The 13,619-nt window shown below is 61.9% G+C and carries 15 protein-coding genes; 9 read left to right on the top strand and 6 right to left on the bottom strand.

The window, feature by feature from the left end:
* Positions 1-87 precede the first annotated feature (87 nt).
* Positions 88-594, top strand: coding sequence for a disulfide bond formation protein B (locus J3A71_RS28470; protein ID WP_016484346.1), 507 nt, complete (start codon positions 88-90; stop codon positions 592-594).
* 231 nt (positions 595-825) lie between these two features.
* Positions 826-1,296: an Rsd/AlgQ family anti-sigma factor gene (locus J3A71_RS28465; protein ID WP_016484347.1), complete on the top strand. Its 471-nt coding sequence runs from the start codon at positions 826-828 to the stop codon at positions 1,294-1,296.
* Positions 1,297-1,305: 9 nt separating this feature from the next.
* On the opposite strand, the gene J3A71_RS28460 is transcribed toward J3A71_RS28465, so the two are convergent.
* A complete protein-coding gene (locus tag J3A71_RS28460) occupies positions 1,306-1,944 on the bottom strand; it encodes an FKBP-type peptidyl-prolyl cis-trans isomerase (protein WP_016484348.1) in 639 nt (212 codons plus the stop codon).
* Between the two features lie 179 nt (positions 1,945-2,123).
* Here J3A71_RS28460 and J3A71_RS28455 point away from each other — a divergent pair, with 179 nt between their 5' ends.
* The gene (locus J3A71_RS28455) at positions 2,124-3,197 is read left to right on the top strand and encodes an AlgP family protein (protein WP_096425446.1); all 1,074 of its coding nucleotides are present in this window, start codon (positions 2,124-2,126) and stop codon (positions 3,195-3,197) included.
* Here J3A71_RS28455 and J3A71_RS28450 read toward each other — a convergent pair.
* A complete protein-coding gene (locus J3A71_RS28450) occupies positions 3,173-3,655 on the bottom strand; it encodes a TIGR02444 family protein (RefSeq protein WP_096425447.1) in 483 nt (160 codons plus the stop codon). The two genes, J3A71_RS28455 and J3A71_RS28450, sit on opposite strands and share 25 nt — an antisense overlap.
* Positions 3,656-3,705: 50 nt before the next feature.
* Between J3A71_RS28450 and abc-f the strand changes: the two genes are divergently transcribed.
* From abc-f to J3A71_RS28435, 3 genes are all read left to right on the top strand, one after another.
* The gene (gene abc-f / locus J3A71_RS28445) at positions 3,706-5,616 is read left to right on the top strand and encodes a ribosomal protection-like ABC-F family protein (RefSeq protein WP_024717580.1); all 1,911 of its coding nucleotides are present in this window, start codon (positions 3,706-3,708) and stop codon (positions 5,614-5,616) included.
* Positions 5,616-6,203: a mechanosensitive ion channel family protein gene (locus J3A71_RS28440; RefSeq protein WP_016484352.1), complete on the top strand. Its 588-nt coding sequence runs from the start codon at positions 5,616-5,618 to the stop codon at positions 6,201-6,203. Before abc-f ends, J3A71_RS28440 begins: the two co-directional genes overlap by 1 nt.
* Positions 6,204-6,401: 198 nt before the next feature.
* Positions 6,402-7,034: a LysE family transporter gene (locus tag J3A71_RS28435; RefSeq protein ID WP_016484353.1), complete on the top strand. Its 633-nt coding sequence runs from the start codon at positions 6,402-6,404 to the stop codon at positions 7,032-7,034.
* 32 nt (positions 7,035-7,066) lie between these two features.
* Here the strand turns inward: J3A71_RS28435 and J3A71_RS28430 are convergent, their stop codons facing one another.
* Complete coding sequence (locus J3A71_RS28430; RefSeq protein ID WP_016484354.1) at positions 7,067-7,819, bottom strand: slipin family protein; 753 nt, start codon at positions 7,817-7,819, stop codon at positions 7,067-7,069.
* A gap of 2 nt (positions 7,820-7,821) precedes the next feature.
* A complete protein-coding gene (locus J3A71_RS28425; protein ID WP_016484355.1) occupies positions 7,822-9,168 on the bottom strand; it encodes a nodulation protein NfeD in 1,347 nt (448 codons plus the stop codon).
* A 97-nt stretch (positions 9,169-9,265) separates the two neighbouring features.
* On the opposite strand from J3A71_RS28425, the gene J3A71_RS28420 reads away from it, so the two are divergent.
* From J3A71_RS28420 to J3A71_RS28410, 3 genes are all read left to right on the top strand, one after another.
* Entirely contained in the window at positions 9,266-9,724 is a 459-nt protein-coding gene (locus J3A71_RS28420) for a YbaK/EbsC family protein (protein WP_016484356.1), read from the top strand.
* 60 nt (positions 9,725-9,784) lie between these two features.
* Complete coding sequence (locus J3A71_RS28415) at positions 9,785-10,027, top strand: DUF2789 domain-containing protein (RefSeq protein ID WP_016484357.1); 243 nt, start codon at positions 9,785-9,787, stop codon at positions 10,025-10,027.
* 69 nt (positions 10,028-10,096) lie between these two features.
* The gene (locus tag J3A71_RS28410) at positions 10,097-10,735 is read left to right on the top strand and encodes a hypothetical protein (protein ID WP_023048232.1); all 639 of its coding nucleotides are present in this window, start codon (positions 10,097-10,099) and stop codon (positions 10,733-10,735) included.
* Between the two features lie 6 nt (positions 10,736-10,741).
* On the opposite strand, the gene J3A71_RS28405 is transcribed toward J3A71_RS28410, so the two are convergent.
* On the bottom strand, positions 10,742-11,179 hold the full coding sequence (locus J3A71_RS28405) for a CBS domain-containing protein (RefSeq protein WP_016484359.1): 438 nt from the start codon (positions 11,177-11,179) through the stop codon (positions 10,742-10,744).
* 166 nt (positions 11,180-11,345) lie between these two features.
* The gene (locus J3A71_RS28400; RefSeq protein WP_209953583.1) at positions 11,346-13,076 is read right to left on the bottom strand and encodes a dipeptidase; all 1,731 of its coding nucleotides are present in this window, start codon (positions 13,074-13,076) and stop codon (positions 11,346-11,348) included.
* Between the last annotated feature and the right edge of the window lie 543 nt (positions 13,077-13,619).

Here is a 13,619-nt window from a genome sequence, read left to right as displayed (position 1 = left end):
GACTTGTCGTTGTTGTCGTGCCTTGAAACAAAGCGTGTCTTTCCTCTACCGTTTCAAGTCACCACTTCTTGCGGATCTTCAACGTCCATGCTGCCGGCCCGTTTGCGCACCTTTTTCCTTCCTGCCTGCCTGGTCGCACTGGCGGTGCTGGTTGCGTCTTTGCGCCTGGAAACCACAGTGGGGCTGGTGCCGTGCCCATTGTGCTTCAGCCAGCGTTTGTTGCTTGGTGTGTACGCGCTGCTGTGCCTCGCAGCCGTGCTGCAGGCACCGGGCACGCAGGGTACCGTTCGTTATGCGCAGGGGGTACTGGGCTGCTCGCTGGCGGGCGCTTTGCTGGCAGCACGGCATGTCTGGGTGCAGGGCGCTGAGGGTGTCATTCATGTTTGCCCGGTGCCGATCGGGCGGGTGTTCGAGCAATCCTGGGCTGAGGCAGCACGGCAATTGCTGCTGGGTGGGCCTGATTGCAGCTCGCTGACCTGGAGCTTTCTCGACCTGACGTTACCGGAGTGGAGCCTGTTGGCCTTCCTGCTTCTGGCGGTGCTGCCCCTGAGTTACCTGCTGGCGTATCGTTTCCGCACCCTGGCACGAGCATGACCTGAAGCAAGGCCACGTCATTACCGCGACCAATGGTGATGTAACAGGGGATTAAACACTTGTATGAACTTTGTCTGCTGCGTACCTTGATGGGCAGCACGCGTGGGAATAATCTCCCAGCACGCATACCGAAAATACAACTGCTCGATGCCGTCCTGCTGATGTCACCTTTGTGCCGCACGGTTGTGGTGCGGGGTGCAGCGGCATCTACCCAGAAGGGAAGAGATCGCCATGCTCGATAGTTGTCAGAACGCCCAGGAACGCTGGGGTGGGGTTCACAAGCTGATCGACCGTTGGCTGGAGGAGCGCCGGCAACTGGTGCAGGCTTTCCGCGGCTTGCGCGATTTGAAGCCAGCCTTTGCCGACAAGGACACCAACGGAGACTTTTGCGCACTTCTGGTCGACTACGTTTCGGCGTGGCACTTCGAAGTTTGCGAGCAGCTGGTCAGCGAGGCCAAGGCTTTCGGAGACGAGAAAGCGCTGAAGCTGGCTGAAGAACTCAACCCACGGATCAACGACAGTACCCAGGTCGCACTGGCCTTCAATGACCAATGCACCAAGGGTGAGTGCAAGGACACCGAACGCTTCGCCGAAAAGCTGGGCAAGTTGGGCGGGCTGTTGCACGAGCGCTTCGAACTTGAAGACTGCCTGATCGAGGTGCTGCACAACGCACACAAGGAAGAGGGAGCAGTCCAGGCGTGAGAGTTGACGTCAGTCGCCAACCGCCAGCAATTCGATCTCGAACACCAGGGGTGTATACGGTGCGATAAGGTCACCCGCGCCTTGCGCGCCATAGGCCTGCGCCGACGGAATTACCAGGCGCCATTTGGCCCCGGCGTGCATCCTTGGCAAGGCCACCTGCCACCCTTCGATCACCGAGTCCAGGCTGAACCACTGGGGCGCCTGGTTCTGGTCGAACACAGAGCCATCCGGCAGCCTGCCCACATAACGTACCTGCACTTTGCCGCCCGCTTTGGGCTGGGTGCCAGTGCCTGGCTGCAGCTCGCTGTAGAGCACACCTTCCGGTAGTTCGCGTACCCCATAACGGCCACGCTCGTTGGCCATGAAGCGCGTTTCTGCTGCCTGCAACTTCTGCGTGGCGGCGTCACCTTCCCTCGCTTCGTGCTGCTGCAGCACCGCTTGCATACGTGCCTTGTCGAGCTTCAAGGGTTGCCCCTGATAGGACTGCTTCAGGCCTTCGACCAGTGCGTCCAGTTGCAGGCCAGGCATATCCTGGCGCAGGCGCTCACCCAGGCTGGCCCCCAGGCTGTAGGCAAGGTCATGGTCGTTGCTGTCGGCCATTGCAACTGGCACCAGCAGGCATAAACCTAATACAAGATATCGAGGCAATGCCCTGACTCCCAAATATCAGCAATGATTAATTCAGCAACTACACTTTCACGCAGCTGCAAGATAACAACTTTGCCCAGGCATGCAACGCGGCGTAAATATTACTGTCAACATGCCCTAGCGGCGGTAGCAGCAGAAGCATAGTATGAGCCGCAATCTCGTCAGCCAGGAGGTAAACCATGTCGGCCAAAAAGAAGCCAGTAAGTACGCCGTTACACCTGCTCCAGCAACTTTCGGGCAGCCTGCTCGAACACTTGGAAGATGCCTGCTCGCAAGCGCTGGCTGATGCGGAAAAACTGCTGGCCAAATTGGAAAAGCAGCGTGGCAAGGCCCAGGAAAAACTGCACACCGGTCGCCTGAAACTGCAGGATGCCGCCAAGGCGGGTAAAGCCAAGGCGCAGACCAAAGCGCAAAAAGCCGTTGGCGAACTTGAAGAGCTACTCGATTCCCTCAAGGAACGCCAAACCCAGACCCGTACTTATATCCAGCAACTCAAGCGCGACGCTCAGGACAGCCTCAAGCTGGCCCAAGGTGTAGGCAAAGTTCGCGAAGCAGCCGCCAAGGCCCTTGACCTGCGTGCCGCCAAAACCACCAAGCCTGCTGCTGCCAAGCCAGCTGCCAGGTCCACTGCTGCTGCCAAACCTGCCGCTAAGCCAGCTGCCAGGTCCACGGCTGCTGCCAAACCTGCCGTTAAGCCAGCTGCCAGGTCCGCTGCTGCTGCCAAACCTGCCGCCAAGCCAGCTGCCAAGGCCACTGCTGCTGCCAAACCTGCCGCCAAGCCGGCTGCCAAGGCTACTGCTGCTGCCAAACCTGCCGCCAAGCCGGCTGCCAAGGCTACTGCTGCAGCTAAACCTGCCGCCAAGCCGGCTGCCAAGGCTACTGCTGCAGCCAAACCTGCGGCCAAGCCAGCTGCCAAGGCTACTGCTGCAGCCAAGCCAGCGGCCAAAGCCACTGCTGCCGCCAAGCCTGCTGCCGCTGTCAAACCTGCCGCCAAGCCAGCGCCAGCCAAAGCTGCTGCCGCGAAATCCGCTGCTAAACCAGCTGCTAAACCAGCTGCTGCCAAGGCTCCAGCACACACGGCCGCCAAGCCAGCTGCCGCCAAGCCTGTTGCCAGCAAGCCAGCCGACGCCAAACCTGCTGCGCCAGCCGCCAGCACCCCGGCTGCAGCAACCAACTCGGCCAACCCGGCCTCGTCGGCAGCGCCGTCGGCACCCGCCAGCACCCCGGCTCAGGCACCCTCTTCGGCGTCCTGAAGCGCAGTCGCCGCGACGCGCAACTGATCCAGCGCGTCGTGGTGTCGGACAGGGGCCGGCGCCAGCCGGGCCAGCCAGTCGTCCGTGGGCTCCCTGGAGCCTGCGGGCCACTTTTGGGCGAATTCCTGCAAGCGCTCCAGCAAAGTTCTTTCTGCCTGCAACTCCAGCCCCTTCACCTGTTCACGCAACGACGCCAGCTGCGTATCTCCCAACGCTGGCGCTCGCCATTGCTGGCGCAGGCTGCGGAGTGGAGTGACCACTTCGCGCTGCCACGGCTCGGCCATTTCGTGCAGTGCTTGCACGCGCTCCTCCAGCACAGCCACAGCACGTGATTGCAGCCAGGTTGCGCATAGCAGCAGGCAAACATCGCCACCCTGCGCCTGCAGCTCAAGGCAGGCCGCTTCCACGCCAGGCCTGGCATACAGGGCCAAAGCGTAATTCCACAGGTCGGTGTGCATGGTTCCACTCGCGCTATGGGCCGAGGAAGCTGGTAGACTCCGCGACCATCATGATCAGACTATCCAACCTCACTTTACAGCGTGGTCCGCAGCGCTTGCTAGACGGCGCCGACATGACCCTGCACGCCGGTCACAAGGCCGGCCTGATCGGCGCCAACGGCGCCGGAAAATCCAGCCTGTTCGCCTTGCTGCGCGGTGAGCTGTCGCCCGATGGCGGCGATTGCCTGCTGCCTGGCGACTGGCGCATCGCCCACATGCGTCAGGAGGTCGACACCCTCGACCGCCTGGCCGTGGACTATGTGCTCGACGGCGATGCGCGCCTGCGCAAGGTCCAGGCCGAACTGGCCGCGGCCGAGCAGGCGCACGATGGCACCGCCCTGGCGCGCCTGCACAGTGAGCTGGAAGGCGCCGACGGCTATACCGCCGATGCCCGCGCGCGCAAATTGCTGGCTGGGCTGGGCTTCACCAACGAGCAGATGGACCGCCGCGTCGGCGACTTTTCCGGCGGCTGGCGGATGCGCCTGAACCTGGCCCAGGCTCTGATGTGCCCGTCCGACCTGCTGCTGCTCGACGAGCCCACCAACCACCTGGACCTCGACGCCATCCTGTGGCTGGAAGACTGGCTCAAAGGCTACCCCGGCACACTGTTGCTGATCTCCCACGACCGTGACTTCCTCGACGCGGTGGTCGACCACGTGCTGCACGTCGAACAGCGCAAGCTGAACCTGTACAAGGGTGGTTACACCGCCTTCGAGCGCACCCGTGCCGAACGCCTGGCGCAGCAGCAGCAGGCCTACGAGAAGCAGCAGGCGCAGCGCGCGCACATGGAAAAGTACATCGCCCGTTTCAAGGCCCAGGCCACCAAGGCCCGCCAGGCACAAAGCCGGATCAAGGCCCTGGAGCGCATGGAGGAGCTGTCGGCGGCGCATGTCGACTCGCCGTTCGACTTCGTCTTCCGTGAGTCGCAGAAAATCTCCAGCCCGTTGCTGAGCATGTCCGAAGGCCGCCTGGGTTATGGCGACACGGCCATCCTCGACAAGGTCAAGCTGCAGCTCACCCCAGGTGCGCGCATTGGCCTGCTCGGGCCCAACGGCGCCGGCAAGTCGACCCTGATCAAGAACCTTGCGGGTGAGTTGGAGCCGTTGTCCGGCCGCCTGGTACGTGGCGAGAACCTGGCTGTTGGCTACTTTGCCCAGCACCAGCTGGACTCGCTGGACGACAAGGCCAGCCCGCTGCTGCACCTGCAGCGTATTGCCCCCACCGAGCGCGAACAGACCCTGCGCGACTTCCTCGGTGGCTTCGACTTCCATGGCGCTCGCACCGACGAGCCGGTTGTGAACTTTTCCGGTGGCGAAAAGGCCCGTCTGGCGCTGGCGCTGATTGCCTGGGAACGGCCAAACCTGCTGCTGCTCGATGAACCAACCAACCACCTTGACCTGGAAATGCGCCTGGCGCTGACCATGGCGTTGCAGGAGTTTGCCGGTGCCGTGGTGGTGGTGTCTCACGACCGTCACCTGCTCAAGAGCACGACCGACGACTTTTTGCTGGTGGCCGACGGCAAGGTCGAAACCTTCGACGGAGACCTGGACGACTACAGCCGCTGGCTGGTCGAGTACCGCCAGCGCAGTGCGCCGGTCAGTACCGCCCCGGTCAACCCGGACAAGACCGACAAGAAAGCCCAGCGTCAAGCTGCCGCGGCCTTGCGCCAGCAACTGGCACCGCACAAGAAAGCTGCCGACAAGCTGGAAACCGAGCTCAACCAGGTGCATGTGCAACTGGCCGAGATCGAGACCGCGCTGGGTGACGGTGGCCTCTACGAGGCGGCGCGCAAGGACGAGTTGCGTGACCTGCTGGCGCGCCAGACCAAGCTCAAGCAACGCGAAGGTGAGCTGGAAGAAGCCTGGATGGAAGCGCTGGAAACCCTCGAAAGCATGCAGGCCGAACTCGAGGCGCTGTCCTGATGGAGGAACTGCGTTCGCTGCTGCCAGGGCAATGGATGGACACGTTCTGGCTGGGCTTGCAGATTCTGTTGATCCTGGTCGCGGCTTTCGTCCTGCAGCGCATCGTTGCGCGTGGGTTGAGCCGCCTGGGCCAGCGTTACCCGCTGCCGCCAGAACTGCTGGTACCGGTGCGTGGTGGCCTGCGCTGGCTGATCATGGGCAGCGCGCTGCTGTTCGTGCTCGAGCGCCTGGGCGTTTCGGCGACCGTGCTGTGGACGGCGTTGTCCGGCTTTGTCGCGGTGGCGGCGGTGGCGTTCTTCGCCATGTGGAGCGTGCTGTCCAACCTGCTGTGCGCGGTGCTGATCTTCACGGTCGGGCCGTTTCGCATCGGTGATGTGGTCGAGCTGGTCGACACGCTGGACAAGCCGGGGGTGAAAGGCCGGGTGATCGCCATCAACCTGCTGTTTACCACCTTGCTGGAAATGCCCGATGCGGGTGGGGCGCTGGTGCAGGTGCCCAATAGCCAGTTCTTCCAGAAGTCGGTACGGCGCTGGCGCGGGGCTGAGGTGCAGGCCTTGCACAAAGAAACAGCTGCCGAAGCTGACTGAACCTGTACTGGCCCCTTCGCGGGCATGCCCGCTCCCACAGGTATCCCGCAGGGTCTGAAACTGCATTGTACTTGTGGGAGCGGGCACGCCCGCGAAGAGGCCGGCACAGGCCCCAAAAATCCCTCAGAAATCGCTGGTTATTTTTTCACCAAAACCTTAGCTTAACCTTTTGCAACAAATGTTCGAGCGAGGTGTGTGATGTCGATGGAAGTATGGCTGGGCTTCTTTGCCGCCTGTTGGGTAATCAGCCTGTCACCCGGTGCCGGGGCGATTGCCTCGATGTCCAGCGGCCTGCAATACGGCTTCTGGCGTGGCTACTGGAACGCCCTGGGCCTGCAACTGGGCCTGATTGTGCAAATCGCCATCATTGCCGCCGGCGTCGGCGCCATCCTGGCCGCCTCGGCCACGGCCTTCCAGGTCATCAAATGGTTCGGCGTTGCCTACCTCGTCTACCTGGCCTACAAGCAATGGCGCGCCTTGCCGATGGACATGTCCGATGAGTCCGGCGTGCGCCCTATCGGCAAACCGCTGAGCCTGGTGTTCCGCGGGTTCCTGGTCAACGTCAGCAACCCCAAGGCGCTGGTGTTCATGCTGGCGGTGCTGCCACAGTTCATCAATCCGCATGCACCGCTGTTGCCGCAGTATGTGGCGATCACTGTGACGATGATCAGCGTGGACATGCTGGTGATGGCGGGGTACACCGGGTTGGCTTCGCGGGTGTTGCGCCTGCTGCGTACGCCCAAGCAGCAGAAGCGCCTCAACCGGACCTTTGCCGGGTTGTTCATTGGTGCGGCCACTTTCCTGGCGACCCTGCGCCGCGCACCTCTCTGACACACCGCTGGGGCCTGGTCCGGGCCCCAGCTCTATTTCTGCTTGTCTACCAACCCTGTCAGCAAGTCCACCGGCATCGGGAAGACTATCGTCGAGGTCCTGTCGCCCGCAATCGCCCCCAGCGTCTGCATATAGCGCAACTGCATTGCCCCCGGTTCCTTGCCCAGCATTTGCGCCGCCTGCATCAGCTTCTCTGACGCCTGCAACTCCCCCTCGGCATGGATCACCTTGGCCCGCCGTTCGCGTTCGGCTTCAGCCTGCCGGGCGATGGCGCGTACCATCGATTCGTTGAGGTCGACATGCTTGATCTCGACGTTGGCCACCTTGATGCCCCAGGCGTCGGTTTGCGCGTCCAGCACATGGCGAATGTCCCCGTTCAGTTGCTCACGTTCGGCCAGCAGCTCATCCAGTTCGTGCTTGCCCAGCACCGCACGCAGCGTGGTCTGGGCCAACTGGCTGGTCGCTACCAGAAAGTCCTCCACCTGGATTATCGCCTTTTGCGGGTCGAGCACGCGGAAGTAGAGCACCGCGTTGACCTTGACCGAGACGTTGTCGCGGGTGATTACATCCTGGGGTGGTACATCCAGCACCACCGTGCGCAGGTCGACCCGCACCATTTGCTGGATCACCGGGATCAACAGGATCAACCCCGGCCCCTTTACCTGCCAAAAGCGCCCCAGCTGAAACACCACACCGCGCTCGTACTCGCGCAGGATGCGAAACGCCGACAGCAACAGCATCGCCAGCACGATCAGCACGGCACCAAAACCAACTTGCATGAACATGGTCATTCTCCTTGCACCGCAGGCGCGGCGGGGCTCACGTCCAGCATCACGCCATGGCGTGCGGTCACCCGCACGTTCTGGCCAGCTTGCAGCGGCGTTGCGCACTGCACTTGCCATTGCTCGCCTTGGGCCAGCACGACGCCACGCAGCGGGTTGCCTGCCATCACCTGGGTGACGGGAACCAGGCTGCCGACAAGGCCGGCGTCACCGCTGACCAGTGCCCGTTGACGTGCCTTGAGGGCCATGCCCAGCACGCCGCCGATCAGCAGCGCCGAAAGCACTCCCAGGGTGCCTATCAAGGCCAGCGGGATGCCGAAACCGGGTGCATCGGTATCGATCAGGATCAGCGCGCCGACCACAAAGGCAACGATGCCGCCAAAACCGACCACGCCGAAACTGGGCAGAAAGGCTTCGGCGATCATGAAGGCGATACCCAGCACGATCAGCGCCACCCCGGCGAAGCTCACCGGCAACAGCTGCAGGGCGTAAAGTGCCAAGAGCAGGCAGATACCACCGACCACACCACCCACCGTAGACCCGGGGCTCATGAATTCGAACAGCAGCCCGTACACACCGATCATGATCAGAATAAGCGCCACGCTGGGGTTGGTGATGACCGCCAGTACCCGTGTGCGCCAATCCGGCAGGTGCTCCACCAGGCTGGCGCTGGCGGTGTGCAGCTGGCGTGGCTGGCCAGCGACCACCAGCGTTTTACCATCGAGCTTGTGCAGCAGGGCGGGCAGGTCATCGGCGACCTGGTCGATCACATTCAGCCGCAAGGCCTCGCTGGCAGGCAGGCTGACGGCCTCGCGCACGGCCTTCTCCGCCCAGTCGGCATTGCGCCCGCGCAGCTGCGCCAGGCCGCGAATATACGCAGTGGCGTCGTTAACCTGCTTGCGTGCCAGGGTTTCATCATCGCTGCCCTTGGCCTTGTCGTCTTTGGGCGCACCTGGGGGGCCGCCGATCTGCACCGGCGTGGCAGCACCCAGGTTGGTCCCGGGGGCCATCGCGGCGACATGGCTGGCGTAGAGAATATAGGTGCCGGCGCTGGCTGCGCGGGCACCGCTCGGGGCGACGTAAGTGGCAACCGGCACGGGGCTGGCGAGAATCGCTTTGATCATCTGACGCATGGCGCTGTCCAGGCCACCGGGGGTATCCATGCGGATCACCACCAGTTGCGCGCCCTGTGCCTGGGCCTGCCCGAGGCTGCGAATCAGGTAGTCGGCGCTGGCCGGCCCGATGGCATCATCGATGCCCAGCACCCACACTGCACCGGGCGCTGCCTGGCCACCTGGCGTGATGCCAAGCAGTAACAGCAGCAACAGCCAGCGCCAGCAGCGGGCGATCACCTGTCGTCACCTCGTTTGCCCCTATTACACAAGTTTAGCCCTGGTTGGCGTTACCCCGCCTAAAATTACAGATTGGGGGTGAAACCGGAGGTGCATCATGCGTATGGCAAAGACCCTGCAGGCCCGCCTGGACAAGGCCAACTGCGACTACGACATCATTCCCCATCCACACTCGGCCACCAGCCTTGAGTCGGCGCGCACGGCCGGCGTACCCGCCGAGCGGGTGGCCAAGTCGGTGATGCTCGATGACCGCCATGGCAACTACATCATGGCCGTGCTACCGGCCAACCGGCATCTGGACATGACCAAGGTGCGCATGTCCGGGGCCTGGCAACTGACCCGCGAAAGTGGCCTGCCGAGCCTGTTCGGCGACTGCGAGCGCGGCGCCGTGCCGGCCCTTGGCGACGCCTACCAGATAAAAATGTTGCTTGATCCGAGTCTTACACGCCAGGGCGATGTCTATCTGGAGGCGGGTGACCACGATCACCTGATCCACATGAGCATGGAGCAGTACATGAAATTGGTGCCGCACGCCGAAGTGCGCGAGCTGTGCTGATGCTCTCAACCTATACCAGTCTGGCGTCGTCGATGCCCAGACTGGTGCCCAGGAGGAACCATGGACAAGCCGATTCATCCATTTTCGGAAATTTTCAAACAATTGGGTCTTCCCGACGACCCGGTAGAAATCGATCGTTTCATCACCACCCATTCACCGCTCGATGAGGATGTGAAATTGGTGGACGCGCCATTCTGGAACGACTCTCAACGCGCTTTTCTCAAGGAAAGCTACACCGCCGACGCTGATTGGATACCCATGATCGACCAGCTGAACGAAGCGCTGCATCCCCGCAAAAAATAAAGCGCCGAGCGGCACCTGACGAGTGATTGGCCGTTGCTATGCTCAGGAAAACAATAAGGGGATAGCGCGATGAAAGATCCCTATGCACCAGGCTTCTGGTGCTCCGTGACGATCCTGGGCACCCTGACGGCCAGTTACTTCTATGGCATCAGGCAGACGCAACAGATGAACCAGGCGGTGCATTTCCTGTATGCGGCTGCGGCTGTCACCGTGGCGGTGGTACTGGTGGCGCTGACCTGGATCGCCTGGCAACAGTTGCACCTGAACAAGCGCGAAGTGATTCAGGGGCGAACGTTGCTGACCATCTGGAACACCAAGGTGGCGCTACGCCGCGTCGAGACGGTATTCGACCGCTATTTCTGGGGCAGCTACTGGCATTCCGGCCGCACGTTCGAAGAAGTCATGGGCGAGCTCAAGGGGACACCGCTGGAGCAGAGCCTTGATGCCCTGAAGCGCCAGTGCCGGGTGCTCGACCGTGAAATCCATGACCACCATCACCATTGGCTGGCCAATGCCCGCGACCTGTCCAGCGTGGCCCAGGCCATGGCCCGTGAACGCTACCAGCTGGACCTGGGCGAGCCCACCTGCAGTGGCCATGGCAATACTGCAGTGGTCAACCGTGACCTGGAAGTGCTGGTGTACACCTGGTCGGCACGCCTTCGCAGCTTCGACCATCAACTGGATGAGCTTGAGCGCGCCTACCATTGAGGGGCGTCATTCGCCGCGGATGTACTGCTCCAGTTGCCGAATCAGGCTGGCCTGTTCGGTGATGGTTTCCTTGACCAGGTCGCCGATGGACAGCAGGCCGAGCAGTTTGCCGTTGTCGACCACCGGCAGGTGACGCAGGTGACGGTCGGTCATCAGGTTCATGCAGAAATCGAGCTTCTGCTTTGGCTCTACGGTGACCACGGGTGCACTCATGATTTCGCGCACCGGGGTGGCGGCGGAAGAGCGGCCCTTGAGTACCAGTTTGCGCGCATAGTCCCGTTCACTGACGATACCCACCACCTGGTTGCCCTCGACCACGGGTAACGCACCGACGTTTTTCTCCGCCAGCATTTTCAGGGCGTCAAGCACCGAGTCATCCGGGCCGATGGTGTATACGGTCTGGTGCTGGGACTTGGTCTTGAGGATTTGTTCGACGGTCTTCATACGGGCCTCTGCGGGTGAAAAAAGCGCTGTCTCGGAGTAACTAAAGCATCCGGCACGGCGCTCTGCACGGCAATGCAGGAAACGGCATGGAGTCGATTGAAAAACGTCATGGGTGTCCGCCTGTGCCGGCCTTCGCGGCTAAAGCCGCGAAGGCCGGCCCTGCCTATCAAAGCTTCGGCATCTGCCCGATCCGCGCCACCATTTCGCTCACTACCTGCAGGTCCAGCATGAACTGCTCCACGGTCTTGAACTCATTGTCGTTGTGCCCGGTGTATTTCACATCCGGCATGGCAAGGCCGAACTGCACGCCGTTGGGCAGGTCGTGCACCGAGGTTGCACCGGCCGAGGTACCGAACTCATGCTTCATGCCCAGGTTCTCGCTGGCTACAGCCAGCAGGGCCTTGACCCACTCGCCTTCGGGGTTGCGGTACATCGGCTCATCCAGGCTGTAGTCGAATGCCACCGAGATATGGCTCTTATGGGTCCAGTTGCCCAGCTTGCCAGCCAGCTCGTCCTTGATCGTGGCAATCGGCTTGCCCTTGGGAATGCGCAGGTTCACCGCCAGTTTCAGGCCTTTGTCATCCACCCCTACAAAGGTCGGCGATGCAGTCAGCGGGCCCATGAACGCGTCCTTGAACGCCACGCCCAGTTTGTTCCCCAGGTAGTCCAGGCCCCAGTTGTCAGCAGCGTAGCGGGCGGCGTCGGTGAAGTGGTTGTGCTTGAGCGGCACCTGCTGGCCGAGGCCATTGATGAAGTCGAGCATGCGCGCCACCGGGTTGACCCCGGACTCCGGTTCCGAGGAGTGGGCAGAAACACCGGTCACGGTGAGCAGTACCTGTTTGCCATCGGCCTTGGCGTCGATGCTGAAGTCGCCCCCATGCTGCTTCACATATTTGGCACCAGCCTGCTGCAGGTGTTTGGCCAGCTGTGCAGGGTTGTCGGCGTTCAGGGTGGCTACCGATGTGGTCGGGATCTGATTGGTGGCCAGGCCGCCGGTCAGGTTGACGATTTCAGCACCTTTGCCGCTGGCCTGGCGCTTGCTGAAGCTGGCCATGACCGTGCCGTAGCCTTTCTCGGCGATCACCACCGGGTAGCCGCCGTCCAGGGCCAGGTTGTAATCGGGGGTAGGGTTGCGTTCGAAGTAGTAGGGGATGGCATCACCGCTGGTTTCTTCGGTGGTGTCGATCAGCAGCTTGAATTGCCGGGCGAGTGGCAGGTTTTCGTCCTTGGCCACTTTCAACGCGTACATTGCCACCACAATGCCGTTCTTGTCGTCTTCGGTGCCGCGACCGTACATGCGGTCGCCTACCAGGGTGACTTTGAACGGGTCCAGGCGGGTGCCGTCGGCCACCTTCCAGTTGTCCGGGTTGACCGGCACAACGTCGGCATGGGCATGTATACCGATCACTTCCTTGCCGCTGCCGAGCGAAATCTCGTACACCCGGTTGTCGATGTTGCGGAAGGCCAGGCCGAAGCTGTCGGCCAGGGCCTTGATCTTGTCGGCAATCTTGAGGAACTCGGGGTTCTCGTACTGCGGCGTACCCTCGATGTTGAAGGTGGGGATGGCTACCAGCTCGCGCAGGGTTTCGGTAGCGGCCTTGCCATACTTGATGCGGGTATACAGGCCGAGCAGGCGGTTGATTTCGTCTTGTTGCTCGGCGGCCAATGGCTTGTTGGCCAGGTAGGCATCGAGGGTTGCCTCAAGGTCGGCGGCCTTGGCTTGCTCGCTGCCTTTGAGCTTGTCGAGGAACTGCCTGAAGTCGCTTGGGTTGCTGCCGTCGAAGGTTTTGACGATGGCAGCGGACTGCTGTTGGGAGAGGTTGGCCTGGGCCGGCTGGGTGAACAGGCCGATGCTGGCCAGCAGCAGGGAGGTGGCGGTGAGTTTTTTCAGGTGCATGGTTGCGCGCATTCCTTCGCCAGTCATTGTCATGGGTTACCCGTCAGAAAACGGGAAGACGCCCACGCTAACACCAATGACCCGTGGCACGGGAGTACCAGAAACGCGACATGTCGCACAAACGAAAAAGCCCCGGGCCAAGGCACAGGGCTTTTTTGATATGGCGCACTCGGCGGGATTCGAACCCACGACCCCTCCTTCGGAGGCCAATACGGTACAGGAATTTTGGTTGGCGGCAAGCGCTCAAAAATGCCATTAAGTACTGTCCCGCAAGGCTTTGGCCTTATCTCGCTGCCTGCAGTTTATAGCTCTTAGCGGTATCTAGGGGTGGTTATCTAGGGCACAAAAAACGAAATTGGTCCCAGCGATTTTGACACCTAGCTCGTCCTGCCGCCTTCTCACAGAACCTGAGTTTCGACAAGCGGCTGGCGGCCTACGTGCAGCGACTTAGCCCAGCATGGTCATAGGTCGCAGTGGGTATTAGCACGATCAGTAGCACCTGCCGCTTGTTCTGTTGCCATCGGCTGCTGCTGTTCCATATAG

This window comes from Pseudomonas sp. PvP089 (genome assembly GCF_017875165.1).
GTDB lineage: Bacteria > Pseudomonadota > Gammaproteobacteria > Pseudomonadales > Pseudomonadaceae > Aquipseudomonas > Aquipseudomonas fortuita.
This window is presented reverse-complemented; position numbering and strand designations above follow the sequence as displayed.